Genomic DNA, 26,246 nt, shown 5'->3' on the forward strand with positions numbered 1-26,246 from the left:
AATCATGTCGCCTCCTCAACGGGTTTGGGCAGAGAGAAACTGAAACGGCTGCCTTGTCCGTTGCCGTCGGACTCGAGCCAGATTCTGCCACCGTGCACATCTACGATGCGCTTCACCAGTGATAGACCGATACCGGTACCCTCGGTAGTCGGATCCAGGCGGTCGAACAGCCCGAAAACCTTTTCATGATAGCGCGGATCGATTCCAGGGCCATTGTCACTGACATGGCAGATCACCTCACCTTTACGGTCCTCAAAGCTGATTTCGATGCGCGGCCGCTCGGTCGTACTGACGAACTTGGCCGCATTGTCGATCAGATTCAGCACCACCTCTAATAGACGCTTGCGGTCACCGTATACACGTGGCGGGTCCGGCGCTACAGAGACTTCGACCCGATTTCCATCGATACGACCGGCGACCATCGCCACCACCTCGTCCACCAGCTCACCGAGATCGACCCATTCCGACGGGTTGACGATCCGACCGATCCGCGATAGCTCCAGCAACTCATCGAGCAGTGTCTGCATCGTATCGGCCGCAGTGGCGATCTGTCGAAGATCCTGATCGACGCGTTCATGGTCACCCTGTTTCAGATCGGTCTCGAGCAGGCCGATAAATCCGCTGATTGTGATCAGCGGGCTCTTCAGGTCGTGTGAAACAGTATAGGTGAATCGTTCCAGCTCTGCATTTTTGCTCTCGAGCTCATCGATCAGCTCGGCACGTTCCTTGGCCTGCCGCCCGAGCTGATCACGCGACTCGCGCAGCGACTCGGTGTACTGATGCGATTTGTACAACAAGGCATCGAGTGCCTCCTTGATGCTGCGGATCTCAGCACTCGCTCCACGATCGAGAGGCGGTAACGGACTCAGCGTGGCGATATCGCGCTCTCGCACATGCTCGCTGATCTCTTTGAGCGGTCTGAGCAGGCGCGTTATCTGCCACGACAATAATCCGAGCAGCACCAGCAGGAGGGCCAGTTCCTCGATCAGTCGGGTGCGAACATCGTCGCGCAGATCGCGAAAAAAATCGTCGCTGCCAAAAACTCGGGCGATCGCAATCAGTTCCCGGCTGGGCCCACCGTATACAGGCACCTCGGTGACGAAACAAGTAGCACAGGCGGCATACCCGCGTGCCAGACTGATCTGTTCCGGCGGCAGTCTGACAACATCCGGGTCGAATTCGAGTTCGATCCGAACGATGAACGCCGTCTGAGTCGCCGGGTGCTGGAACAGCAGCGCACGATCCATGACCTTGACCACGGCATCGATCTGGTGCGCATCCATGCCCGGCGCCAGCACATCACCAAGCAGATTGGCCAGTGCCTGGCTCTGGAACCTGGCGTTGCTCTGCGCATCGATACGCAACTGGGGTTCAAGCACATGGGTCCAATAGAAGATGCCAAATCCCGTCAGTATCGCGACAAGCAAACCGGTCAGCAGCGTAATCCGCGTATGCAGATAGGCGCCGAACCACAATTTACGCTCAGTCGTCATAATGTTTTGGCAATACGCAGGAAGAATGGCTTAAGGCGCACACCGCCGGCATCCAGCGCCCGCATGTTCACGAACGGCAGGATCCGGTCACCCACCCAGATGCCGCCTGATGCGCCCTGTTCGACATCACCCTTGTGCGGCGAGATCACCAGCACACCGGCATCCCGGCCGAATGCCAGTATCCTGGCCAGCGCCTCCGCGGGAAGACGTTCGGTGACAAACATCCCGGCCGGTCGCGCATCACGGTACTCAGCGAGCGCCTCGACACTGACGGTACGCACCCGAACCGGCAGATCACGAATGTGGCCGACCTCAGCGAGTCCGGCGGCGAGGTGTTCCACCTCCTGTTCGGCATCCCAATGGACCAACAGCAGTAACAACGCACCGTCCTTGTCAGTCTTATCTGCAATATCCAGATCCGCTGCGAGGAAGCTGGGGAACAGGTCTATGCCGGCATTGATGCGCAACGACTCGACCTCACGCGCCCCCAGACCGGCCGACCACAGCCATAGCACAATGGCGATACCCAGGAGTCGTTCGTTTGGAGACATGCTACTCAATGCCGAATAAACCTCAGAAAGCGATCTCGCCCTGCAACCACCACTGGCGACCACGCTGAGGATAGTCTTCCGGATAGGTACCGGGTGGTGCCGGATAGGCATAGTCCTCGTCGAATAGATTGCGCACACCTGCGCGCAGTGTCATGCCGCTCTGCCCTACATTGACGAAACTGGCGATGAGATCGACGATCTGATAATCCTCCAGTGCCGCGCGCGGGTCACCGGCGCCGCGCGCGCGGTCACCGACATAGCGGTAGTGGGCATCCAGCAACACCCCCGGGGACAGGCGATAGTGCACACCGAGATTCGCCAGCCAGTCCGGGGCGCCAGTCAGATCATTGCCGGTGTCTCTGTCCTCGGTGTCTGTGTACGAGGTATTGGCATGCATGGAAAGAGCCTTCGAAACGGCGTGCTCGATTTCCAGCTCCAGCCCGCGCAGACGCGCATCGCCGCCGTTGGTATAGGTACCGGAAACGACCGAGATCAGGTCATTGAGCTCGCTGTAGTACAGCGTCGCACGCACGGTCGTGTCGGCCCCCTTGAAGATGTAGCCGAGTTCATGGTTCGTGCTGTCGGTGTTTTCAATATTAGGATTGCCCCGAAGGATCTGATTGGGCCTTGTGTACTGTTCGACAAAAGTCGGCGGACGGAAGGCCTTGGCGTACTGGGCCTTGAGGATGTGCTGGCTGGACAGGCGCCACACCGCGGCCAAGCGCGGGCTGAATGCATTGCCGGCGTCATTGTAATCATCGTAACGCAGGCCGGTAGTGATCATGGCGTCGTCACTCAGACGAAACTGATCCTGCAGCGCCAGGCTCAGGTGATGGCGATCCTTCTCCGGCAGGAGAAAGTCGACGGGCCCGGTGAAGCTACCGCCACTTCTGGCCTCCCTGATCTCGCTCTTGCGGTATTGCAGGTCGATCAGCAACTCGTGCCGCTGCCCGACCCGTCCTTCAAGTTGTACGCCACCGTACCTCTGCCGCTCCTCATAAACGGTGTTGGCTTGCACAGTACCCAATACCGGAAGGATTGTGAGGATCGCCTCATCCACGTCCTGCTTATGGCGCAGCCAGCCGAGACGCAGGGTTGCATCCCAGCCACTGTTAAGAGCGAATCCCTGGTGCAGGTCGACCGCCGTATTGACGTGCTGCAACTGTAACCGGTCATCCGGCGCCGGCAATGTGTTGTTGATCCCGAATTGCTCACCGTGCCTGTTCTCGATGTGCTGCGCACTCAGGCCGAAGTCGCGGTGATCCAGCTCTAGGATCGCCGCGTGTGAATCACGGGCATCATTGACTGGGCCCGGTGCGTTGGTTAGCGCGGGGGTGAGTCCGTCAGGTCCCGAAATGACATCACCGGCCGCCATGTCTTCGGCGAAGACATTCAGATTCAGGCGCCAATCGCTCCCTTCGCCTGCCCACGCCAGCGCGGCCCCGCCGCTATAACGTTCATCCTCGCCGACACGCACGAATGCCCGATTATCGTCTTTGCGTGTAATCACGTTGATCACACCTGTGTAGGCATACTCACCGTGCACCGCGGAGCCCGGTCCACGGATCACCTCGATGCGCTCGACCAGCTCAACTGGCAGACTCATGACCGGCCGCACCCCGCCATGGAGGTTTGTATTCTGCGCAATACCGTTGACCAATACCTTGAAGTTGCCGGACGAAAAAATGAATCCGGTGCCGCGTATCATCAGTGTGCGCTCACCCTGCGCTCCGACGTACGGCTCGATCCCCGGCACCTCGGTCAGCGCCTCCCAGACATTGCTCTTACCGCTGGATACCAGGTGATCGCCATCGAGTACCGTCACCATGCCGGGGACGTAATCGGCATTCAGGCGCGTCTTGGTCGCGATCTCTGTGTACCTGTCGACGATCGCGAGCAGGCGTTGCAGATCAGGATCCGTACCATGCCCTGCACCATCCGCTGTCGACCAGTCCGATGGCGAAGCCTGGTCTGCGCTGGCGTTCGACAAGGCCAGCAACAGTAGACCGTTGAGTAACGACAAAAGGTGTTTTCTGATTGTCTGTTCCGACATTTGAGTGCGTCCTCAATTGATGGAGCAACAAAGCAATGCGCCATGGCGCTGTTCCTAGTGGAGAATCCCCGCGCCCATTTCATCGGGCTGAAAATAAGATTTCTAAACTCCCTGATCTCTAAGAGTTTACCACTCGATATTATCTCAAGGCATCGTAACTAGGATGCTCCTTCTCGGCCTTGACAACGGTGATAATGCTGTACCGGCCGCTGCCGCTCCGGCTATATTCGCTTGGTGGAACATGTCGCCGACTTGCGTACCAGCGAGATGACGTGTATTAGGAAGAATAAACGCCCTTTTCACCCAGGTCCAGCGGCAGTTTACAGCTACTGGCCTACCTGGCAGCCCCCCGCCCGATCGACGCGTGGTCCCTCTGTGAAATGAGATGGTCGCGGCCGTCGTTGACGTCGCCGATGGTGATTGTTCTGCTTGAGACTACAGGCTTGAGTGTTGAACAGGTCGCCGATGCCTGCGGCTATAACATCCAGACAGGCGCGGATGGGTATCACGCGTTAGTAAGAATGGCGCAATTGGCATATCAACCAAGGTATCCAGTAAACACCGAAAAAAAATAAGGCATATAGCACGTAACAAACACCGGGCTCTGACGAGGTTTAAGCATCTCCACGCTTCAGGAAATACAGTAAAATAGGGGTCAGATTAATATCCCCTAATATTAGAAACGATTTTTCTCTGAATCCCTGTTTCCCCATGTGTGAATATTCACCTTCGTGCAGATAAATTTGTCATCCTGATCTATACTCGCTCGCAAAAAGGAGATCGATTCATGCAACGCTATGTTTACATCTTACTGTCATTGATCTTGTCAACCACATACGGTTATGCGGGCGATATGCCGGGCAGCAGTGATCATCCCAAACTTCCACGTGTGGCTGGTTCGGAAATCCTAGGCTATGATTACAACGACTACGATGCCGCCAATTTTCTGAAAGCGGATACGGGTAAAAAAATAACAGTAGTGAACCCGGAAGGAAAACGGACGCGTATTCTCTACCTGGCAAAACCGGGAGATAAGCCGCTGGTGGTGCAGAAAAACTATGCTGTTGCCTTAAGTGAATTGGGGAATGCCAACGAGATATACAGTTGTAAAAACAAAGGATGTAAAAGCAATCTGTTTGCAAACACACTGTGGTCGCGGCATACCATGATTCCAACCAAGGGATTAACCCATCCTTTTTATTTATTGGGATTCTCACACAATTTCACATCGCCCACATATCGCTATAGCGACGTGACAACAGACAGTGCCAGATACCATGTTGGTGTGTTTTCCGCTGTTATCGCCGCGAACAACTCCAATAAAAATTTCCAGCAACGGACCGTGATGCTGGTTGAAATTCTGGAAGTCAGCAATTTCGAGGCGACACTGGAGTTCGTCGACGCATCCGAAATGCAACAACAGATTGTAGAGTCTGGGCACGTGGCCCTGTACGGCATCCAATTCGACCATGACAAAGCGACGTTACGCCCGGAGTCCAAAGAAACGATTACCGAGATAGTGAAGGCACTACAATCGGACCAGACCCTGCAACTCTACGTGGTAGGCCACACTGACGATGTCGGAAGCCTGGCATACAACCAGAATCTTTCCCTGAAACGTGCCAAAACCGTCGTTGAGGAATTAGTCGGCGCCGGCATCGAAAGCGGCAGACTCACCGCGCTTGGCGTGGGACCCGCAGCACCGGTGAGCAGTAATGACAAGGAAGCCGGACGAGCAAAGAACCGGCGGGTCGAATTGGTAAAGCGTAGATAAGCTGAACCCATTGAGCTGCATATTTTACCGGTGTTATCGGTGACTGCTGAGACATAGTCATTGGGCAACGCAGGAGGTTGGCTATGTTGCCCGCCAAGAGGGGCGCATGGGAAGCCTGGTAACCGTCAAGATCCGATTCCAAGGATTCGAGACTCACACCCGTAGCCGGACACTGCCGACACCGACCGCGGTGGACCTGGAGATCTTCCGACAGGCCTGGGCACTCTACCGGGTCGAAGATTGGGAAGGGCGACCGGTGAGACTGATTGGGCTGGGCATAGGCGTGTGAGAGAGTGATGCTTATCACCTGGCGAACCAAGGCGACCTGTTCGACGAGATGACTTCCGAGCTCGGCCCCAAACAGGATAGCCTTTACGCAACTGTATTGGTCAAGTCTTTTTGGCCACGGTTTTATATGCATTCCAATACTGTTGCTCAACTACCCTCGGCGCCAATCCGTCATTGTGAGTATGTGGCCTGAATTGGCTATGGTATCCAATGATATATTCAGTAATGTGGTACTTCACTTCCTCAATCGTGCGATAACCAGCCTCAGGCATGCAAATAGTGACTGTCCCGGTTTATGGTTTATGGTTTATGGTTTATGGTTTATGGGTTTATGGTTTATGGGTTTATGGGTTTATGGGTTTATGGGTTTATGGTTTATGGGTTTATGAGAGAAAGTGCTGCAATTGAGCATGACTGGCCCGCGTTAAGGGGCCAGTCATGTTACAAACAAAGTATCCAGAATTGTTGCACTCACTATGTATACTTATACATTTCTCCAACACTTCCAACAATTTTTGGATCGGGAGGTATGGCAATCTCCTTATTCTTATCCGCATATGGCAAGCTGTTGAGGACATAACGCATACAATTCAGGCGGGCTCGCTTTTTACCATCAGATCGAATGATTGTCCATGGCGCCCAAGGAACATCCGTTTTTTCAAACATGATATTCTTCGCTTCGGTAAACTCGTCCCAACGCTTTAAGCCATCCTGGTCTACTGGGCTTAACTTCCACTGTTTGAGGCGATCGGTTTCACGTGATTTAAAGCGCCGGAACTGTTCTTCTCTACTGACGGAAAACCAGAATTTGTATAATCGAATACCGTCATCGACAAGCATATGTTCGAAGATCGGAGCCTGCTTCAGGAACATCTTGTGCTGTTCCGTGGTACAAAATCCCATTACCGGTTCGACAACACCGCGATTGTACCAGGAGCGATCGTAGAGAGTGATTTCTCCCTTAGTAGGCAGTGTACTGATATAACGCTGGAAGTACCACTGGCCGAGTTCCCTTTCACTGGGTATGGTCAGAGCGATAACATGAGCCTGCCGGGGGTTCATATGTTCCATGAAACGTTTGATCGTGCCTCCTTTCCCACCGGCATCCCTGCCCTCAAAGATCATTACAATGCGCTCTCCGGTATCCCTCACCCACTTTTGCAGTTTCAGCAGTTCCACTTGAAGCTCTGCTTTTTCCTTTTCATACTCTTCACGACCCATTTTTTTTCATAGGGATACTGGGGGCCGATGAGCTGCTTCTTCTTGGATGCGTTTACCTTATCAACGATATGCTTGGGAACGCCTTTGTCTAATGCGGATGGTTGAAATCTTATGTTCGCCATGTTTGCCTCCCATTTTCGGGTTATTGAATTATTTGTGTTTTCAATCCAGTCTTATATCTCAGGTCGACTATTTTGTTTTACTCCATCCCTGAATTGATTCAATACTTCAATGTAACTTCATTTTTCAGGTAGCGTTGATCCATACGGGTTCCGCAGGAGATCAGAACTGTCTTGATACCCATGTAATTTAAGGGTAATGGCGATACGATGAAACAGTATCCTGTTCTCGGATATAATCTGGCGTCCCCGGTCGTACAGCCCGGCTGCGGTTTGTGGATAGCCGCAACAGCGATAACCGGGTGGCATGACTGTCTCCGCACCCACTTCACGAAGTATGGCCAGTGTGGCTATGCCGACTTCACTGAACAACCGCTCAGAGCCGCAGTCGGGAAAATAGAAATTCGCATAATTTTCCTCAGACAGCTTACCAGGATTGTGCAGTATCGGTACTGAATCAGTGCCATCAAGCCTCAATGGATTGCGCAGTGTCTGCTAATGCGAAGTATAAGGAGAATGACCACAACCACCCTGCATATAAGCAGAAAACTGGAGGCAGGATACACCGGAAATAACCTTCCATCCAGCCTCAATCGATTCAACAGCCCGTATTTCCGGTTGAATCTACCCCCTCACACTGACTTCCCGGCCTTCCTGCTGAATTGGGACAACATGCCACCAGGTAACCTATCCTTCAGTTGCTGTGCCGTGTAGACCGGTTTGCCGCTGATCTTCCCAGGCCCGTTTGGATAACGGGCTCTTGAACCATGCATAGAAGCCACTCGGATGGACATTGAGCACCCGGTACATCGTTGCTACCCGAAATTCATGGCTCAGTTACAAAATCTACTACTTTATTCTGTAGCCAATATTTGGTAGAGAAGTGTCAGTTCCTGTCGGTGACGTTCATAAGGTGGGCTGTGTGGCGACCGGTCCGTGAACGCAGCTTGCCGCGCTGTTAACCCTGATCCCCAACCTGTCGGATTAAATCTGTATTTCTGGCCTTCATGGATTACTGCCAGGTATAGACCGCGCCTGCACCAGGCGCTGAATTGTCTGCCTCGCCACCGGTTGCGCTGCTGTCTTCTTCAGGAGCACCTACCACCAGAGTATCCCCAGAGATCGCTACACTGGCGCCAAACTGATCACCCCCATCAGTATGGACCGCCTCGAGATAAACCTGCTGACTCCGCACCCCGGCATGCAGGCTGAACCCGGATTCTTTCGCGACCTGGGCAAACCGATCATCGTCTTCCCAGGCCGGGAGGGTCTGCAGCGTGAACACTTTACGTCCTTGCTGCGGCCCGATGGTGATACGGTAGCTGACCGAACAGCCCAATTCCTGTTACATCGGATCTTCGTCGCCCTCTTCCAGGTTCAGGTAACTGTTTTCTTCATCCCGTTACAGGATGCCTTCACGCTCCAGAAATCCGGCCACACGGTGGCTGATCGGATGCACCAACGCCACCAATCACTGCTGGTTGGGCGCGTTGGTACGATGAAACCGTGTTTTACCGTATTTTGTTTCGGTGTAGACACCGTCAAGGAAGAGCATGTGGAAATGCACGTTCAAATTGAGCGCACTGCCGAATCGCTGGATCAATGTCACCGCACCGGTCTGTGCAGTTTTTCGAGTAAATCCCGACTTCTGAATAAGATGGGCCGATATGGCCCTGTAAACGATCCCCAGCACCCGCCCAATCAGTTGCGGACGGCTGGCGAACAGAAACCGCAATTGAAATGGGAAGCTCAGCATCCACGGACGGGGTTGTTCTGGTAACACCTCATCAACCAGCAGCGCTGCGCTTTCGGCCATGCGTCTTGCGGCATAACGTCCTCCATTCCATGGCGAGCCTAATGTTCTCATATTGTTTTCTATGTATAAAGACTGCGTGCCATAAAAACGTACCCGCCACTTAAGGTAATAGGTGAAGAGACATTACTAGCCGATGAAGAGCCATCGATCGGCGAAGATGCTTTTCCTTCTGTGATCGATTTAACATAGGCTGGTAGCTCAGGTGGAGAGTATCCCCAGTTTGAATTGGCGCAGGAAGGTTTGTTGATAGAAATCTGAGTTTTGTTCGACATTTACTGATGTTCTGTCTCAATATGTGGATGCAACTCCCCCTTTTTATCTACTGCTGGCTGTATAGCTCTCCATCGGGAGATACCTGTCATTGGCCATGGTGCTTGTGATCTTAAATGATCACTAAATGACACCCTGAATCACTAAAAAAATATACCAAAACTGATCTCTTAACGCTCAACCATCCTGGCTTGAGTAAGGATATGTATTGGAGATATCCCCGGTAGGGATTGCTCACAGGGCGGCAAATTTATTTTTGCGCATCTGTTCGGGTTTTTACAATTTTTATCCTCAGTGCGGATTTATGCTTCTTTCATGATCTGAAAATTGAAGGAGAAAAGTCATGTTACAAAGCCCGAAAATGCACTTGGCCCTGATGGGGCTGGTCTCTCTGTCCATGAGTGATTCCCTTGCCGCAGAGCAGCGTGTGGAATTCGGAGTGGTGGCCTCGGCGAATAGCAGTTTTTATGAGGATGCGGGACAGGATTACTACCTCTTGCCGCTTCTGTTGGCGGATTACGATCGTTTCTATCTGCAGGGAATCAATGCCGGGTATCGATTCTTTCAGGGGGAGACCCAGAATCTGGCTGTGGAGGTTCGTCGTACCTTCGATGGTTATGAGAGCGACGATAGTGATGCACTCGAAGGTATGAAAAACCGGGATCAGGCCTGGGAGGCTGGTCTGGTCTATGAGGTGAATCTGCTGGGTGGACAGGCCAAAGCCAAGCTGATGCACGATATTTCCAATACTCATGACGGATTCACTGGCCGGGTTGAGTATGAGCGTTCGTTGCTGAACGGTAAAACCTACATGGTCAACTGGTATGGCGGCTCAGAATTCTGGAGCCGTAAGAAAACCAACTACTACTTTGGTGTGACTCCGGAAGAGTCGACTTCGTCGCGACCAGTCTACACGGCGGATGAGAGTTATAGCCTGTTTGCTGGTGTGAATGCCGTGAAGCGCTTGAATGATAGATACTCGTTGATTGCCAGTGCTGATTATCAATGGATGACGGATGAGATCGATGATAGTCCGTTGACCACCAGGCAGGATCAGTGGACTCTCTATGCCGGCATTTTTTATCAGTTTTAACTCTGTTTTCTAAGGTAGCCAGTTGAAGAGATTGTGGATAAAGAGGATGCGGACAATGAGTGCCAGATTTAACTACCAAGCAAAAAAATATTTTCTGACGGTATTTGCAGGTACCGGAATCTTCTGGAGTGTGGGAGGTGTTATGAGTTTCCAGCCTGATTGGGTGGATTACTATATGCTGCCTATGTTACTCGGGTTGATGGTGCCGGCGATGGTTGCTGTTGTATTGATATGGCGGCAACCGGAGGGCGCGTTGCGTAGGGATTTTAAATGTCGTCTGTTGAGTCTCAGTCTGATCAGGCCTGGTGTGTTTTTGCTCTCCCTGACGTTGATGCCTCTTTCAGTGCTGTTATCGATTGTTGTCTCGCTGGGGTTTGGTGGATCGGTGGAACAGTTTCAGGTCTCAGACTCCTTTTCGTTCAATAGTGGTTTTGTACCGGTTTTACTGCTGCTTTTCCTGGCAGCTCTGTTTGAGGAATTGGGGTGGCGCGGTTATGGATTCGAGAGCCTTGAGAAGGGGCGAAGTTTTCTCTCTGCTTCACTGATATTTGGTCTGCTCTGGTCTGTCTGGCACCTGCCACTGTTATGGGTGAATGACTCATATCAATATGAGATCTATCAGTTGAGCCCCTGGTATGCTGTGAATTTCTACCTCAGTACTGCGGTATTAGGTGTGATCATCAGCTGGATTTGTCATATCAATCAGCGCAGTATCCTGGTGGCGATTCTGTTTCACTTTGTTGTCAATCTATCCCAGGAGATGCTGAGTATGACGCAACAGACAAAGAGTGTTCAGACCGTTGTGCTGATACTCTTTGCTCTGGTGATTATCCGTAACCAGTGGCCGCTATTCATGCGTAAAAGAGAGCTGGTTATTACCAGTACCAGAGATACTGGCTCTGTTGGTCAAAATTGGTTTTAAGGTATTGGCCGGGTGTCATGCCGGTGTAACGTTTGAAATCTTTGATGAAGTGCGCCTGGTCAAAGTAACCACTCCGATAGGCCAGTTCAGTCAGGTTGATGGAGTGGCGTTTCGACAAGGTCTGCCAAAGCTGTTGATGGGTTTGTTTGAACCTCAGGTTGCTTTGAATCTGTTTGTACGACATGCCATAGACTTCCGCATAACGTTTTTGTAGCCAGCGTTCACTCTTTTGGTAGATCTGTGCCTGTTCAGACAGACTCTGCCGAAGGTTTGGAAGCGGGGGTGTGAAACCCTTGGTGGATGTGGTCTGGTGGTTGCTGCCATCTGATGGAGAGAGGTTGCGAATTTCCAGGCGCTGATTACTGATCTGTTGCCACAAGTGTTGTAGAAAGTATCGCTCAACGATCGTGATCAGGGCCTGACCGGTATTGGCGCCTTCCATCTCCTCCAGCATCAGTGTGCTGGTGGTCTGTCCCAGAAGATCTGCAAGTTGCAGGTCCTCCCCGTCAAGTTCTTTGGGAGCGTACTGAAAGAGTTCGTAGAAGGTTATCGGGTAGAGATCAACCTTCAGATTCTTGATCGGTCTGGACTCTCTATTGCTGGCTAGCTGGTAGATATCGAACCATTGACCCAGACCAAGTTTGATGTAAGTGCGTTTGGCAATTTCAACTCCCGGTTCCTGTTTATTGGCGGTTGAGGGTGATTTATTAAGCTGTGCAAAACCGTGCCCCTCGCCACGTATCTCACTCAGGCCACCATAAAACTCGAAGTAGAGTTGGGTCATCACAGTGGGGTAGGCCCGGGTGATCAGTTTGGCTTGCTGCTCGTGCAGGCAGCCTATGGAGTAGGTGTAACAGGCGATATACCGGTCTAGCAGGGGGTGAGTAGGTTTGACTGTGCCATAATCGACCCAGGACTGATGTTGATTCTGCTCGGCAAGTAACTTCAAGTGTTCAGTGTCGGTGCTGGCAGGCATGGCTATAAAAAAGCATAGATCAGGAATACGCCGAATGCAGAAGCTAACAGTCCACCAACCCGGCTATAAGTTTTTGCAATGGATAGTGACCAGGACACCAAACTGCGGAAACCTTTGCGGCCAATTACTGTTAACACAACGGCCGCAATAACCGAGAGCCAGCCAAGGATTTCAATGATTAAGGGAAATTTTGCTTGTGCTGCCTGGCTGATCAGGAGTATTCCCAGGATCAGTCTGCCAATGACAGCCAAGATGTGAAGCCCCGGCCTTTCCTGTTTGTCTTTTAAATAGCCTAAAACAATTTCCGGGCTGAACAGGATAATCAGACCTGCGATCAGTATCAGGGCCCCGAATAAGATTATTACAGAAATCATCGTACGATCATTTAAGCTTTGTATTGGCTGTGGAAGATAGGTTAATAGGCTCTAGCTAAATCCATTCATTAACACAAAATCAAACTTTGCTGACAGTTTCACTATGCCATTGTCAGTGGGGCGAAAATCCGCCAGCACCATCGGGAGGAGTATGCTGGAAATGCGAAGTATAAAAAGAATAACCGCAACACCCCCGCCTATCAAGGTGGCAGAAACCACTTGAGTTATCCCTCTACCCGACCTTAAATCTACTCAACTCCCCGGGTTTCCCGCTGAATCCGCCTGCTTCCACGGCCTTCCTGGTCTTCCGGCTTGGTTCAGACAACAGGCCGCCAGGCGACCTATCCTTGGGCTGCTGTGCCGTGTCGAGAAGTATGAAATCCCAGTGCTATGCAAACCAGTCTGAATCTGGTGAGGCCCGCGTTGCCGGCAGCAACTCGGGTGGTGGCGGTAATGCGCCTCTCTTCATGAGGTGAGCCAGTATCTTGTCGATGATCTGCTGATCCTCGATACTGGCGATCACCCTGGCTTCACCACCACACTTTGGGCACACCGAGACATCGATATTGAATACCCGTTTGAGGCGCTGCGCCCAGGTCATGGCCTGGTGACGCTGTTCGGGTGTTTTGTCTTCGTTTTCCTTTCGGGCACGGCCTTTGCCGCGTTTGGCCCGCGTCACATCAACCCGGTGTTTGCTGTTGGGGGCAAATACGCCATGGAACCGGGTCAGGTTCACTCGGGGTTTTGGAACCAGCGCTGCTGAGAAACAAGAATATTAGAGCGGGTTACGGGATTCGAACCCGTTTTGCCGATTTGGAAACCTCTTTTTGTCATTGGTATCCTGCATGAGTCCATAGAATATCTGCTCAAGCGTTCAGCTTTTTTTTGCGGTATTCTTCACATTGCTTGGATTTAGTATCCCTATTCAATAGGGGAGGAACAGTCCCTGTTGGTATGCTTAATAGGCTAGATTTATTAAATCAACATACGATAGCGCACACACAGAAATGGATAAAATAAGAACCGCTGTGATCGGTGTTGGTTATCTCGGCCGATACCACGCCCAAAAATACGCCGCACTGGACAATTCGGAACTGGTCGCCGTGGTCGATATCGATCCTGATACGGCTGCCAATGTTGCCAAGGAGTGCGACACAGAGGCGTTAACCGACTATCACGAGCTTTTGGACAGGGTGGACGCCGTCAGCGTCGTAGTACCGACTCAGCTTCACCATCAGGTTGCTACAGAATTCCTCGATAGCGGTATCCACGTGCTGCTGGAAAAACCGATAACCGTTACCGTTGCAGAAGCGGATGCACTGATTGAAATTGCCCGACGCAAACAGCGGGTACTTCAGGTGGGGCATCTGGAACGCTTCAACTCCGCGGTACTGGCGCTTGAAGGTGTACTCAAGGATCCGCAATTTATTGAATCCCATCGTCTTGCTCCCTTTACTCTACGTGGCGCCGACGTCAATGTGGTGCTCGATCTGATGATCCACGATATCGATATCATCCAAAATCTGGTGGGTTCTCCCATCGCGTCAATAGATGCCAAGGGGGGGGCGGTATTGACCCAGGAGTACGATATCGCAAATGCCAGGATCAAATTCGAGAATGGCTGCGTAGCAAACGTTACCGCCAGTCGGGTGAGTCTGAAGCCACAGCGCAAAATGCGCATTTTTCAACCTGATGCCTATATCTCGATCGATTTCCAGGACAAGATCCTTAGCATTCATCGCAAGGGCGAAAAGGAGATATTTCCCGGTATTCCTGAAATCATCAGTGAAGAGAGTGTCTTTGCGAATTCCGATGCTATCATGGCCGAGATCCGAGCATTTCTCGATGCTATTAGGAACAATTCCATACCGCCAGTTACCGGCGAGGATGGGCGGGAGGCACTAAAGACGGCAATCGATATTAGCGAGCAGCTCGGCTCTTGATACCACCTGGTGAAGAACATGATCCCAATGGTAGACCTTAAGCAGCAATATCTCGATCTTAAGGAGGAGATCGACAATGGCCTCCTGGCAGGACTGGAAGAAACTAAGTTTATCCTCGGACCTAATGTGCGCGCCTTTGAGGAGGAGTGTGCTGAATACCTGGGCGTAGACCACACTGTTGGCGTCGCCTCCGGTACCGATGCCCTTCATCTGGCGCTGATTGCCGCCGGAGTTGAGAAAGGCGACGAGGTGATAACCACTCCCTTCACCTTCATCGCAACTGCCGAGGCGATCCGTTATGTAGGCGCCACGCCGGTGTTTGTCGATATCGATCCACAATCCTACAACATGGATCTCAACCAGGTAGAGGACGCTATCACCGAAAGGACCCGGGCAATATTGCCCGTCCACATTTTCGGACAACCTGTCGATATGGACACCATCCTGTCACTCGCCGAGAGACACGATCTCCGGGTGATTGAAGATTGTGCGCAGTCATTTGGTGCCCATATTGACGGTAGGCAGACCGGCAACTTCGGCCTGGCCGGCTGCTTCAGTTTCTTTCCCAGTAAAAATCTTGGGGGATACGGGGACGGCGGTCTGGTATCCACCAACTCCGCCGAACTGGCAGAGCACCTTAGAGTATTGCGTAACCATGGCAGTTGGAAACAGTACCATCACTCCGAGATTGGCTTTAACAGCCGCCTTGATGAACTGCAGGCGATAATTTTACGAGCGAAATTGAAACGTATCGACAACTACAACGAGAATAGACGCCGCGTTGCCCACCGTTACAGCGCAGCGCTGGCAGAGATACCAGGGATTAAGCCCCCCTATGAGGATGGGATCGGCCATCACGTCTATCATCAGTACACCCTGCTGGTGGAAAATCGAGATACCATACAGCAGGCTCTACGTGACAACGGGATCGCCTGTGCCATCTACTATCCCATCCCGCTTCACCAGCAGGAGGTTTTTTTCGATGATTGCCAGGGGCTCTCACTTCCGGTCAGTGAGCGGATTTCTCAGCAGTGCCTGTCGCTGCCGGTTTTTCCCGAGTTGAAGGATGCGCAGATCGATCGTATTCTGGATGTTATAAGTAAAGCGGCGAATGGCTAAAAGGTTCTATTTTCAAATTCCACAGTGCGTGTACATCACTATCGAAGAATACTGCGCCGGGATTGCCCCAGAAAGCGGGAAAATATGGTCAACTCCATGACCTCCTCGGCCATGGCAGCGATCTCATGCTTCGCCTCTTCCAATGACAGTCCGGATCGGTAGAGTATCTTGTAGGCATGTTTGATCGCCCTGATGGCTTCCGGACTGAAACCTCGCCGTTCAAGCCCCTTACTGTTGATGCCGTGAGGGTGACCAGGATTTCCTGCCACCATCAGATAGGGTGGCACATCCTTCGAGATGGCGCTCCCCATTCCCGTAAAGGCGTGGTCACCGACAGAGCAGAATTGATGAACCAGGGTGAAACCACTCAATATCACCTGGTTTCCGATGTCAACATGGCCCGCCAGTGAGGCGTTGTTTGAGAAAACCGTCCCGTTACCAACCGTGCAGTCATGGGCAATATGAATATAGGCCATGAGTAGATTGTCATCCCCCACCCGGGTGATCCCGCCGCCGTTAACCGTGCCGCGGTTAATCGTGGCGCATTCACGAATGGTGTTGCGGTCGCCAATCTCCAGCTGTGTCGGCTCTCCCGCGTATTTCAAATCCTGAGGCGCCTCACCGATTGAGGCGAATTGGTAAATGCGGTTCCCTGTTCCGATCCTGGTTGGTCCATTGATGACAACCTGTGGCCCAATCCAGCAATCATCACCTATGACCACATCGGGTCCGATTATTGAGTGGGGTCCAACGGAAACATTGCGACCCAGTTCAGCGCCGGTATCAACAATGGCGGTGGGATGTATGCTCATACTATTGCCTGCTCCATACAATCAGAACTGTATTGGCTACAAAATCAACATGTCCTTTTCTTGCTTATCTGCACTCCCCGACATTTTTCTCGTTATATTTCAGGGGCTAACCAATGGAGAGGTCAATCCACTAAACCAGTAGGGTGATCAAGAATCAGGTCGCCACCTTGAGGCAACCCGAAACGTTGGCAAGGTAATCAGGGCCAATGGAAAGTTTAGGGAGAATAACCGCAACACCCCTGCATATCAAGACAGAAAACTGGAGGCAGGATCTGCAGTATGAGAATTCGTATATGTTTTTTTAACCTGTTTTGGTGGGGCAGGGCCCCACCATTTCGATGAATGAAATCAGAGAATATCCTCATATCACCCTTACCATGACCACTTATTGAGTAAGTACGATTCAACCCGGTAAAGAATCCTCTGATCAATCGATTTCTGTAATCCCTCTGTCTTAGAGCGACATTTGTCACCAGGTCCTAGTTAAACAGTATTCGCATCAAAGCTTTTGGATCGGCACCGTTGGCTGCCGCAATTTGCGCTATGGACATATCCGTATCCCCGACACTGAAACCCGCTGCCTCGAATCTCGCCATCACACCGTCGGCAGGTTCATCGAGGAGTGGGGCAACTTCGGTCAGCGGGGCGCTTTCATAGCTTCGAATCATGCTGATCATCGGATTGCTACCAGTCTGGGTCATCGACGAGCCGATGAAAACAGAGGTCGCCATCGCGACAGCACCGACAATCGTGACAGCCTGTCGCTGCGTAAAATAGTTTTTAAATGCAGGCCAGTGGTTGAGTATGTGCAGAACAATGGCGAAGGCAAAGGCTAGGCCGATCCATTCATGGGCCTGTTCAATGGGATTGTGTACGCCTAAAAACATCAACACGCCGGATATGGCGACAAAAATGCCGGTACCGATAATGATGGGTGTTGACCATTGTCGTGTATTGATTCGGTTCATTGTGTTCCCTAAATCTTTTGTCTGTTTTTCAAAAAAGCTGACGACCCGCCCAGGCGGGTCGTTTTCGTGGTGATGTGCCTGAGAATTAACGCTTGGGCCCGAAAGGTCCGCGCGGCAGGCCGTTGTTCCGGTCTACCTCTATCTGTCGTACCAGCGAGTCGTCTACCGTAACGATATCGACCAGATAGGTCTCCTCGTCCTTCTCACTGATCTGGCCTACCTTGAGTCGATCGTTACCGCGCATGATCAGTCGCGCTTCAACCAGCGTCCTGGCCTGGTCTGAAGTCAGATTCAGATCGCGATCTGCCTTCAACTCACTCTTTTTCATCCGTTTCATCATCATGGTGTGTTTGTCGCCCATGTCTTTACGGTCACAGTTGCCGCGATAATCTCCCCAACCGGCGGTGGCGCCAAAAGCAGTCAGTCCGGTAGTGGCGACGACAACGGAAATAGCGGTGTATTTTGCAATCTTGTTCATGAATTAATCCTCATGTTGTAGTGGGTGTGTCTCTTCGACGATTGCTATTTCACGCCTGAAGTGTGTTCGGAAGTTGTCAGAAAAGGGCCTTTTTGTGACGACATGTGTCAACCGGTCCGGTTGACATAATCGGTCACAAAGTTCCCTACGGTGGCGCGATGAGTTGCGGTAGACTCTCTACCATGGATAAGCAGCCCCACATCCTGGTCGTCGATGACCACGCGGAGATCCGCGAGTTGATCGAGCGTTTTCTCAGCGACCACGGTTATCGCGTCACAACGGCGGCGGACGGCGTCATCATGAAACGGGTGCTGGCCGACGCCGCCATCGACCTGATCGTCCTCGATCTCATGATGCCGGGCGAAGACGGTCTGTCGCTGTGCCGGAATCTCCGTGCCGAATCCGACATTCCGGTGATCATGCTGACGGCGATGGGGGAGGAGACCGATCGTATCGTCGGTCTCGAGATGGGGGCCGACGACTACCTGGCCAAGCCTTTTAATCCAAGAGAGCTGCTGGCTCGCATCAAGGCGATCCTGCGCCGTACCGCTGGCGCACATGAGCGGGTCAATCAGGAGGCGCCGGAGAGACTCGAGTTTCAAGGGTGGACGCTACTGCCGAAAGCACGGGAGCTGATCGATCCGGCACAGACCCTGGTACCGGTCAGCACAGCGGAATTCGCCCTGCTGATGGCGTTCGTCACCCGTCCGGGTCGGGTGCTCAGTCGGGATCAGTTGCTCGATCTGGCGAGAGGGCGGGATTCACGGGCCTTCGACCGCTCCATCGATACCCTGGTCAGTCGCCTGCGCCGCAAGCTCGGCGATCCGCCGAGGAACCCGCAGATTATCAAGACCGTTCGCGGTGGCGGGTATGTTTTCGTCCCCAAGGTAAAGCGCCATGCACCTGTGGCCTGATACGTTGGCGGGGCGCACGCTGTCGCTCCTGATTGCCATGACACTGGTGTTGATCATCGGCAGTGCCTGGCTGCTGCATGACGAACGCCGGGAGCGTTTCGACGAGCGCAATCGATTTCATCTACTGGATCGCGTGGTGACGCTCGCGCGCCTGCTGGAGGATGCGGATGACGAGGAGCGTCTGCGAATCATCGAGCGGGTTGCCGGCAGGGGCGACGATATCGTGCTGGGTGATCAGCCACGAGTGAACTCGCCGTCCAGACACCCGTTGGAACACAGGATCTCACACGAATTGAGACGCCGGCTTCATCTCGACGATAAGTCATCAGTCAGGGTGCGTATCGCCTTCGATGGGCATGAGAGGGGATTCCGCGACGAGCGGGATGGCCGGCATAAGCTGGGGCACCCACGCGATTTCGGCGGTGTCAGCATATCCATCCGCTTGTGGGAGGGGGAGTGGCTCAACGTCCACACAGACAATTTCAAGGGACCGCCGCCCTGGGCGGGCAAGACCCTGCAGTTGTTGGCACTGTTGCTGGTGCTGGTGATTCTCAGTGGCCTCTATATCTCAAGAAGGATGGCGCGCCCGATGGCACAACTCGCCGATGCGGCCAACCGTTTCGGTCTCGGTCAGGCGCAACCGCCTTTGGTGGAGAAGGGACCACGCGAGGTGCGCAATACCGTACGAGCCTTCAACCAGATGCAGGAGCGCCTGCAGAGGCATATCTCCGACCGATCGCAGATGCTGGCCGCAGTCTCACATGACCTGCGTACACCGATCACCACATTGCGGCTCAGGGCCGAATATATCGAAGATGACGAGATGCGGGAGAAGACACTCGCCACCCTGGCTGAAATGGAGTCCATTCTCTCCGCCACCCTTGGCTTTGCACGGGACGAGGCGGCGGACGAAGCCGCCAGATCGACCGATCTGGCTGCCTTGCTGACAAGCCTGTTGGATGACCATGCCGATCTGGGTGGTGATGTGAATTACACAGGCCCCGAAAAATTGGTCTTTCTTTGTCGACCAATCGCACTGAAGCGTGCCTTGAACAACCTCATCGATAATGGGTTGAAGTATGGTGCGTCCGTCGCCGTCAGGCTCAATGAACTCAGTGAGGGGGTCAAAATCGTCATCGATGACGCAGGCCCCGGTATCCCGGAAGAGAGCCTGGAAGCGGTCTTCACTCCTTTCTACCGTTTGGAGGCCTCACGCAATCGCGAAACCGGCGGGACCGGACTTGGGCTCGCTGTGGCGAGAACCATCGTGTATGCCCATGGCGGAAAGCTTAGCCTGATGAATCGACCGGAGGGCGGACTGCGTGCCAAGGTGTGGTTGCCGCACTATAACGGTGAATAACTTCACCCCGGTCCAGCAGTAGCTGACGGATGGTGGTGCGACTTAGTCGGTGGCGTCCGGCATTTGGGCAGCTCACTGGCTTCTGCTTAATGCTTCAGGTGATCGAGAATCTGCTTGATCACTATCGGATCTTTAATACAGGCAATCACCTTCATGGCGCCGCCGCAGGCACTGCAGGTCTCGATGTCGATGTTGAAGGCGTCATTTGAGAGTTAAGAGCGGTACTCAGAGAAAAACGAGAAAGCAGAAAAATGGGGGCGGAGGGAATAATAATAATTACCATTCGCTCCACCCCTTTACTGTTTACTAATGGTGTCTTCCTTTACCTTTTTTGCCTAGCTTCGCTCTCTTTAGGACATCCAGGTCATAGGATAGTCGCTGCTCGTTGTTCAACACCGAGCGCATGTTAACGATATGTGAGTAACGGATACGCATGATGTTCTTCTTAACATCCAGCAGTTCTTCGATTTTGCTGTCAATTGCCGCGGAATTCGGCTGATCGGCAGTAGATAATATGGCGAGTTCCGTCTTTAACGCCTTTACTTTAGATTTCAGGGTCATTTTCGCCTTTGTGAAATCCAAGTGCATCTTATCAATACGAAACCGCTGCTCTGGGGTAAGTGTCGTCTTCCAGTGCGGGCTCAGCAGCTTACTGTGACCACCGTGATGACCATAATGATGCCCATGGTGCATTCCACCCCGATCGCTTCCCATATGCTTTCCATAACCTGCCATGCCAGCAGGTTGCATTCCATACATCCCGCCCATCTGCTTATAGGGATTTGCCATAGCACCGCTTACAGCAAAGATTCCTGTAAATAATATTAGTAAACTAGTGAGAACCTGTGTGTACTGCCGCATCTCTTTCTCCTCCTCTCAAATACTTACTCTCGAGTAATTCCAACTATAGCCTGTAATTGGGAAGGGTAGGATTAGAAAAAGAATAAATAAGAAAAACAAGGACATACATGTACGCCCCAAGTAAGTCAAGAAATTACTGGATCATATTTATTTCCACTTACCCAATGGATGACGGCCTGAGAGAAATACGGTCTTAGACATATATCCGGCTTCTCAATGGTGCGTAATACGCACCGAGCCCTGATGAGATTCAAGAACCCCCTGACATTCGCGGTGTTCGTATTCGCGTTACTACTCGTTACTGCAATTCATTCAAAATAGCCTTGAATGTTTCTGCCCCTTCTCCCTCTATGTACGCATTAGCCGTTGCAATTAATGACTGAATATTGCGCGGATGTATGTTATCCATATGACTTTGCGTGTAGGTGAGTTCAGGCTCGAGCCGATAATATTTGAGTCCTGCTTGTTTCAAGGCAGTCAACTGGCTGTTTGTGACTGTTTGAACGGCATCAAGCACGATGCTCATCAATACACCCCTGCTGTGATCGGCGCCCTCAAGGTCGTCCAGCTTCTCGATCATCCAGGGGGTCGTGCTCCAATTACCATCTACTGGAACGATACCCGTTACCGCATTGCTATTGATGCCTACGCCCGCACCACCTTCATATATTCCCGTTCCAAGGGAAATAACAATTATGTCTTCCAGGCGTGAGGCCATACCTGTTCTTAAGGCTTCCGTAACGCCCCAAGTGGCGGGGTTATTAGACATGGTTCCACCGTCAACTACCCACTTGTTGGCCGCTGCAGACCTGAGGGGATTCTTGCCACCCACATTAGCAATCGGAAAATATGTTGGGGCAGCACTCGTTCCCCTGGCGGCCTCCCATACATAGTAGTTATCGGTAGCAGGGCTATTGGCAGCATCAAACCAGTTAAAAAGATATGGACCAAAGTTATCGCCGCGAACAGGTTTTGATACTTTGTTCTGGCTGTTGTTTACAATATACGAAGTGGTGAACATATGCTTTACACGGTTACCGGCTAAAGATTGCATTTTATTGTGACTACTAACAAGTGATACGTCGGGGCCATACATTTTCTGCATGTAGGGTTCAACTCCGCCGCCGTTACCGTTATCAGCGTAGTAGGTTGCACACTGCTCAACCTTACAGTCCTGAGCCAAGAAGATTTTGCCACCATCATGGCTGTAAATATTTACTATATCTTCGGCGGTGTAAGGGTGACCAGTGGTTTTCCTGGGTGTGGTGAGAGCAGCGGAGATGATGCCGCCGGTAGAGGTTCCTCCTATTACATCGAACAACTGGTAAGACAGTTTCTTTAATGAGGATTCAATATGCTGAATAAATGTCGCGGGAATAACGCCTTTGATTCCCCCTCCATCGATCGCCAAAATGATGATTTTTCCTGCTTGTGGCTCTGCTGTGTCTTGCGCTGCTCTTCCGGCGGTGCTGCAGATGCTTGAAACAATAACGGATAGAAATAGAACAAAAGGCTTTATTGTTTTTTTCATTAGCTTATCCAGAGTTAGCTTAACATGAACCGTTGCTTCCGGCGTGGTTATTAGGGCCTGTTAACACTAATCTAATCGGCCCTGGTAATCGGGTGTTCCGACACAGGAAAGATAACCTCCAATCATTTCAGCAGGCCTTGCAGGCTAGTACCTTTCAACAAGTGGCTCAGAAGGTGCTCTCCGGGGATTTCACCGTTGTACATCGTTTCGCTTGCCTTGATGATCACTCGCACATCGTCCTTTGAAGGGTAAATTTCCGGCGGGGTCTTGTCCGTTATACCTAGTAACTTATAAACAGCCATAATTGCCGAGCGGACCGAATACTCAACGGTGAATACACAATCATCAGGGATCTCGGCGAACTGCCCCAAAAACGCAAGATTTTTGCTTCCTTCAGGAATAACTTCCGGTCGGTCACCTTTGACGCGTGGTAAAAACTGGCTGGTGATATATGGCATCATGCAAGGAATAACTTTGACCGTCTTCATAATAGCGGGAATCTGGTCTTTGGCTCCCCAATGGTAGAGTAGCTCTGTAAGCAGTTCTTCACCGGTACAATCGCTCATCTTCTTTTTCACGAAGTCACCGGTATTGTCTGGAAACAAGCCATAGGCCCAGATAGCCAGTACGTTTTTGTCCGGCTCATCCTTGTGCTGTTTTGGCTGGTAGTCACCGACGGGCTGACTCCTGTATTGAGGTTGCCTGTTGCAGGTTGCACTCATGAGCCAGCTGGAGTCTTTGATCGTCATGATGCCGCCGGTCACAGCTTTGTGGGTATAGGGATCCACGCCGGTAAATTCTTTTAGCAAATCCGCAATCGGCGAGTCTGTCGCAGTAATGGTGAAAGAGACAAACTTGCTTTTGTCGATGTCTGAGCAAAAAACCTCAGGCCTGCCAAAAGCAGGATCTTTTGCAGCAATATTTTTCCACAACTGCCAGCAAGCACCAGGCTCCCGATTCAGAATTGCGGGTTCATTGTTATTGCCTGTGGTGGAATTCTCCACCATCGAGCCGTTGGTAACGAATACCAGATCGTCCGCTGTTGTGACAATTGTTTCGCTTGTCTCTGCAGAGCCACGCAGCAGATGGATAGCGGTCACGGTCTTTTCACCGTTGACGATCTCGAAGTCCAGGTCAGTGACCTGGGTTTTCATATCAAAGTTAACGCCTTTATCCTTGAGCCAGATTTGCAGCGGCAAGACCATGGATTCATATTGGTTGTAGGTGGTAAACAGAATATGTTCCAGCCTGCTCATCGTCGGCATCAGGTGCATGAATCGCTGCATATAGCGCCGCATCTCGACTACCGAGTGCCATCTCTCCATGGCAAACATCGACGTCCAGAAATACCACATATTGGTTTTAAAATAAGAGTCCGAAAAAAACTCTTCCACGGTTGTTGCACCCAGTTCTTCTTCAGTCTTCAGGGTCAACTTCGTCAGTTCCATCACATGGCTATGGGAGAGCCCTAACGAAGGGTCGCGATCCGGCTCGCCACAGTTACTCATCAAACGGCATTTGGAGGAGTTGGGGTCCCATTGGTTGACATCACGAATCCGCTTTAGAACTGTACGTTCCTGGTCGGAAGCAAGTTCTGGCTCCGGGCTGGTGAATGGCGCATCAGGGTCTTTACGCTTCAGGTCAGGAATAAACGAAAACAGATCCCAGGTGCACTCATAGTGAGCCTCCATCTCCCTGCCACCGCGCATAATGTAGCCGTCGATGGCATTGCCGCTACCATCCAGACAACCACCATTTATATCGAGCTGTTCCAAAATAGTGATCTTTTCGCCAGCCATATGGCCATCTCTTATCAGGTATGCTGCCGCCGCTAGCGATGCAATACCGCCACCGACAAGATAGGCGCGCTTGTTTTCAACTCCCTCTGGACGAGATGCAATAACATTATTGTAATTACCGATCACAGTGAATTCCCTCCATTATATTTGATCAGTTAACCTAATATCGTCCCTATTCATATTATCTTTATACGCATTTATCATCTTCATGGTTTGAGAAGTAATATTCTTTGATTTGCACCATTATGAGGCGCAGTCCATCAACATCTGTAAAGGTCTGCCTCCCATTCCGCCCTGAATAATTCAAGCCACTTTTATCTTGATATATTAACCCATACATATGGTCTCAATCCGTATTGTAAGACCTTATGTTCAGAGACAGGATTGCTTCCGTATATCCGGCATATTCATTAAAGAAGATTCTCTTCTGGACGCTATGAAATGTGTGCGTATCGTCCTTATCGGGAAAGGAGTCTTTCAGTCTTAGGGTTAATCAGGTTTTCGAAACGTCAACCTGCACTCTTGGAATTGGGATTGGGATTGGGATTGGGATTGGGATTGGGATTGGGATTGAAAGATTCAATGGCAGCAGTAAATTTTAGCCAAGGAATAATTTAATTTATATTATCAAGAAACAGCTCTTCGCGTGTCTTTTTACGGAATTTCTCGAAGTTGTTATCATAAAACTTTGTTGGCGCATTATAGATTCAGGTGTCTTTACAAAAAATGCTATTATTGCTTGAACATTTAATTTAATCAGAGGTTCCTCCAAATATATGGATGATTTGAACTCGCGGCATCAAACAGAATTTCATCTTAAATCCACATTCTGGCTTTCTGTCACCGCCGCAACCCTGATATTGCCTTTTGCTTTTTATCACCTGACTCATCAACACGTGGGAATTGGTATAGGCGCCGTGATCACCTCGTTGAGTCTTTACTTGGTTGCCTGGAGCTGTCATAAGAAAACATATAAAACCATCTATACGTTTGTCTGGCTGACCCCATTTACAACTTTGTTTGTCGCCTATCTAACAAATTTGCTTGGAATAACCGGTACCTATTGGTGTTACTCAACATTAATTTTATATTACTTTATGATGTCAGAACGTCAGGCATGGATATCAAATATTATATTTGCACTGGTTAATATTCCACTAGTCTGGCACCTTTTTGAGACACACGAAGCCATCAGATTCACTGTAACATTCTCATTGGTCAGTGCATATTCTGCTATTTTTCTTCATATCATAGCCATTCAATATAGCGAACTGCAAAAAATGGCGATTACTGACAAGCTAACAGATGTGTACAATAGAACACTTCTTAAAGACTCTCTGGAACAGGCGATACATCAAGCTAATAGAACAAATACTGCATTCACACTAATTATTATGGATGTTGATCATTTCAAGAAAATCAATGATGAACTAGCAGGCTGTTGATTTTTACCCGTCGTCAGCCGTCAAATTCGTTTGGCGGTGTAATTACCGCTCAATCTAGCGATTGAT

The 26,246-nt window shown here is 51.2% G+C and carries 22 protein-coding genes and 3 pseudogenes; 9 read left to right on the forward strand and 16 right to left on the reverse strand.

From position 1 onward, the window contains the following. Positions 1-2: 2 nt before the first annotated feature. From CODIS_RS16625 to CODIS_RS16635, 3 genes are read right to left on the reverse strand one after another with little or no spacing between them, the layout of a single operon-like run. Complete coding sequence (locus tag CODIS_RS16625) at positions 3-1,493, reverse strand: sensor histidine kinase (RefSeq protein ID WP_069127165.1); 1,491 nt, start codon at positions 1,491-1,493, stop codon at positions 3-5. Further along, the gene (locus CODIS_RS16630) at positions 1,490-2,044 is read right to left on the reverse strand and encodes a YfiR family protein (RefSeq protein ID WP_069127166.1); all 555 of its coding nucleotides are present in this window, start codon (positions 2,042-2,044) and stop codon (positions 1,490-1,492) included. The genes CODIS_RS16625 and CODIS_RS16630 overlap by 4 nt, the downstream gene beginning before the upstream one ends. A gap of 22 nt (positions 2,045-2,066) precedes the next feature. Continuing rightward, positions 2,067-4,097 carry a TonB-dependent receptor plug domain-containing protein gene (locus CODIS_RS16635; RefSeq protein ID WP_069127167.1) on the reverse strand — a complete coding sequence of 677 codons (2,031 nt, stop codon included), beginning with the start codon at positions 4,095-4,097 and terminating at the stop codon, positions 2,067-2,069. Positions 4,098-4,884: 787 nt separating this feature from the next. On the opposite strand from CODIS_RS16635, the gene CODIS_RS16640 reads away from it, so the two are divergent. Further along, positions 4,885-5,871, forward strand: a complete 987-nt coding sequence (locus CODIS_RS16640; protein ID WP_069127168.1) for an OmpA family protein — start codon at positions 4,885-4,887, stop codon at positions 5,869-5,871. Positions 5,872-5,917: 46 nt separating this feature from the next. After that, positions 5,918-6,160, forward strand: coding sequence for a DinB/UmuC family translesion DNA polymerase (locus tag CODIS_RS16645; protein ID WP_268805718.1), 243 nt, complete (start codon positions 5,918-5,920; stop codon positions 6,158-6,160). Between the two features lie 473 nt (positions 6,161-6,633). Here CODIS_RS16645 and ppk2 read toward each other — a convergent pair whose 3' ends face one another. The 4 genes and pseudogenes from ppk2 to CODIS_RS21440 all read right to left on the reverse strand — a co-directional run. Beyond that, positions 6,634-7,380, reverse strand: a complete 747-nt coding sequence (ppk2, locus tag CODIS_RS16650; RefSeq protein ID WP_083220848.1) for a polyphosphate kinase 2 — start codon at positions 7,378-7,380, stop codon at positions 6,634-6,636. A gap of 256 nt (positions 7,381-7,636) precedes the next feature. Next, a pseudogene (locus tag CODIS_RS16655) lies at positions 7,637-7,994 on the reverse strand (heterodisulfide reductase-related iron-sulfur binding cluster); the annotation flags it as partial. Between the two features lie 517 nt (positions 7,995-8,511). Beyond that, positions 8,512-8,694, reverse strand: coding sequence for an FG-GAP repeat protein (locus CODIS_RS21630; protein WP_305782123.1), 183 nt, complete (start codon positions 8,692-8,694; stop codon positions 8,512-8,514). Next, positions 8,683-9,324, reverse strand: a pseudogene (locus CODIS_RS21440) (transposase); the annotation flags it as partial. The gene CODIS_RS21630 and the pseudogene CODIS_RS21440, both read right to left, overlap by 12 nt. A gap of 604 nt (positions 9,325-9,928) precedes the next feature. Here CODIS_RS21440 and CODIS_RS16670 point away from each other — a divergent pair. Then, positions 9,929-10,678, forward strand: a complete 750-nt coding sequence (locus tag CODIS_RS16670) for a MipA/OmpV family protein (protein ID WP_069127174.1) — start codon at positions 9,929-9,931, stop codon at positions 10,676-10,678. 55 nt (positions 10,679-10,733) lie between these two features. Continuing rightward, entirely contained in the window at positions 10,734-11,600 is an 867-nt protein-coding gene (locus CODIS_RS16675) for a CPBP family intramembrane glutamic endopeptidase (protein ID WP_069127175.1), read from the forward strand. Here CODIS_RS16675 and CODIS_RS16680 read toward each other — a convergent pair. From CODIS_RS16680 to CODIS_RS16690, 3 genes and pseudogenes are all read right to left on the reverse strand, one after another. After that, complete coding sequence (locus CODIS_RS16680; protein ID WP_069127176.1) at positions 11,554-12,576, reverse strand: helix-turn-helix domain-containing protein; 1,023 nt, start codon at positions 12,574-12,576, stop codon at positions 11,554-11,556. The two genes, CODIS_RS16675 and CODIS_RS16680, sit on opposite strands and share 47 nt — an antisense overlap. 2 nt (positions 12,577-12,578) lie before the next feature. Then, positions 12,579-12,950 carry a hypothetical protein gene (locus CODIS_RS16685; RefSeq protein ID WP_069127177.1) on the reverse strand — a complete coding sequence of 124 codons (372 nt, stop codon included), beginning with the start codon at positions 12,948-12,950 and terminating at the stop codon, positions 12,579-12,581. Positions 12,951-13,338: 388 nt separating this feature from the next. Beyond that, positions 13,339-13,710: pseudogene (locus tag CODIS_RS16690) on the reverse strand (IS91 family transposase); the annotation flags it as partial. A gap of 247 nt (positions 13,711-13,957) precedes the next feature. Here CODIS_RS16690 and CODIS_RS16695 point away from each other — a divergent pair. Both CODIS_RS16695 and CODIS_RS16700 read left to right on the forward strand, forming a co-directional pair. Further along, positions 13,958-14,893, forward strand: coding sequence for a Gfo/Idh/MocA family protein (locus tag CODIS_RS16695; protein WP_069127179.1), 936 nt, complete (start codon positions 13,958-13,960; stop codon positions 14,891-14,893). 18 nt (positions 14,894-14,911) lie between these two features. Next, positions 14,912-16,012, forward strand: a complete 1,101-nt coding sequence (locus CODIS_RS16700; protein WP_069127180.1) for a DegT/DnrJ/EryC1/StrS family aminotransferase — start codon at positions 14,912-14,914, stop codon at positions 16,010-16,012. Between the two features lie 38 nt (positions 16,013-16,050). On the opposite strand, the gene lpxA is transcribed toward CODIS_RS16700, so the two are convergent. The 3 genes from lpxA to CODIS_RS16715 all read right to left on the reverse strand — a co-directional run bounded on the left by lpxA (position 16,051) and on the right by CODIS_RS16715 (position 18,270). Further along, entirely contained in the window at positions 16,051-16,824 is a 774-nt protein-coding gene (gene lpxA, locus CODIS_RS16705; RefSeq protein WP_069127181.1) for an acyl-ACP--UDP-N-acetylglucosamine O-acyltransferase, read from the reverse strand. Positions 16,825-17,303: 479 nt separating this feature from the next. Continuing rightward, positions 17,304-17,792 (reverse strand): DUF4405 domain-containing protein, encoded by a 489-nt coding sequence (locus CODIS_RS16710; protein ID WP_069127182.1) that lies wholly within the window; start codon positions 17,790-17,792, stop codon positions 17,304-17,306. A gap of 85 nt (positions 17,793-17,877) precedes the next feature. Beyond that, positions 17,878-18,270 (reverse strand): hypothetical protein, encoded by a 393-nt coding sequence (locus CODIS_RS16715; protein ID WP_069127183.1) that lies wholly within the window; start codon positions 18,268-18,270, stop codon positions 17,878-17,880. Between the two features lie 182 nt (positions 18,271-18,452). Here CODIS_RS16715 and CODIS_RS16720 point away from each other — a divergent pair, with 182 nt between their 5' ends. Together CODIS_RS16720 and CODIS_RS16725 are read left to right on the forward strand one after the other, a co-directional pair. Beyond that, positions 18,453-19,184, forward strand: a complete 732-nt coding sequence (locus CODIS_RS16720) for a response regulator (protein ID WP_069127184.1) — start codon at positions 18,453-18,455, stop codon at positions 19,182-19,184. After that, positions 19,168-20,544, forward strand: a complete 1,377-nt coding sequence (locus CODIS_RS16725) for an ATP-binding protein (protein WP_069127185.1) — start codon at positions 19,168-19,170, stop codon at positions 20,542-20,544. Before CODIS_RS16720 ends, CODIS_RS16725 begins: the two co-directional genes overlap by 17 nt. 306 nt (positions 20,545-20,850) lie before the next feature. On the opposite strand, the gene CODIS_RS16730 is transcribed toward CODIS_RS16725, so the two are convergent. The 3 genes from CODIS_RS16730 to CODIS_RS16740 all read right to left on the reverse strand — a co-directional run bounded on the left by CODIS_RS16730 (position 20,851) and on the right by CODIS_RS16740 (position 24,861). After that, complete coding sequence (locus CODIS_RS16730) at positions 20,851-21,405, reverse strand: Spy/CpxP family protein refolding chaperone (RefSeq protein WP_069127186.1); 555 nt, start codon at positions 21,403-21,405, stop codon at positions 20,851-20,853. A 298-nt stretch (positions 21,406-21,703) separates the two neighbouring features. Then, positions 21,704-22,936, reverse strand: coding sequence for a patatin-like phospholipase family protein (locus CODIS_RS16735; protein ID WP_069127187.1), 1,233 nt, complete (start codon positions 22,934-22,936; stop codon positions 21,704-21,706). A 122-nt stretch (positions 22,937-23,058) separates the two neighbouring features. After that, positions 23,059-24,861: an oleate hydratase gene (locus tag CODIS_RS16740; protein ID WP_305782122.1), complete on the reverse strand. Its 1,803-nt coding sequence runs from the start codon at positions 24,859-24,861 to the stop codon at positions 23,059-23,061. A gap of 650 nt (positions 24,862-25,511) precedes the next feature. Between CODIS_RS16740 and CODIS_RS16745 the strand changes: the two genes are divergently transcribed. Beyond that, entirely contained in the window at positions 25,512-26,180 is a 669-nt protein-coding gene (locus CODIS_RS16745; protein WP_069127188.1) for a GGDEF domain-containing protein, read from the forward strand. The last annotated feature ends 66 nt before the right edge of the window (positions 26,181-26,246 follow it).

This window comes from Candidatus Thiodiazotropha endolucinida, assembly GCF_001715975.1.
GTDB lineage: Bacteria > Pseudomonadota > Gammaproteobacteria > Chromatiales > Chromatiaceae > Thiodiazotropha > Thiodiazotropha endolucinida.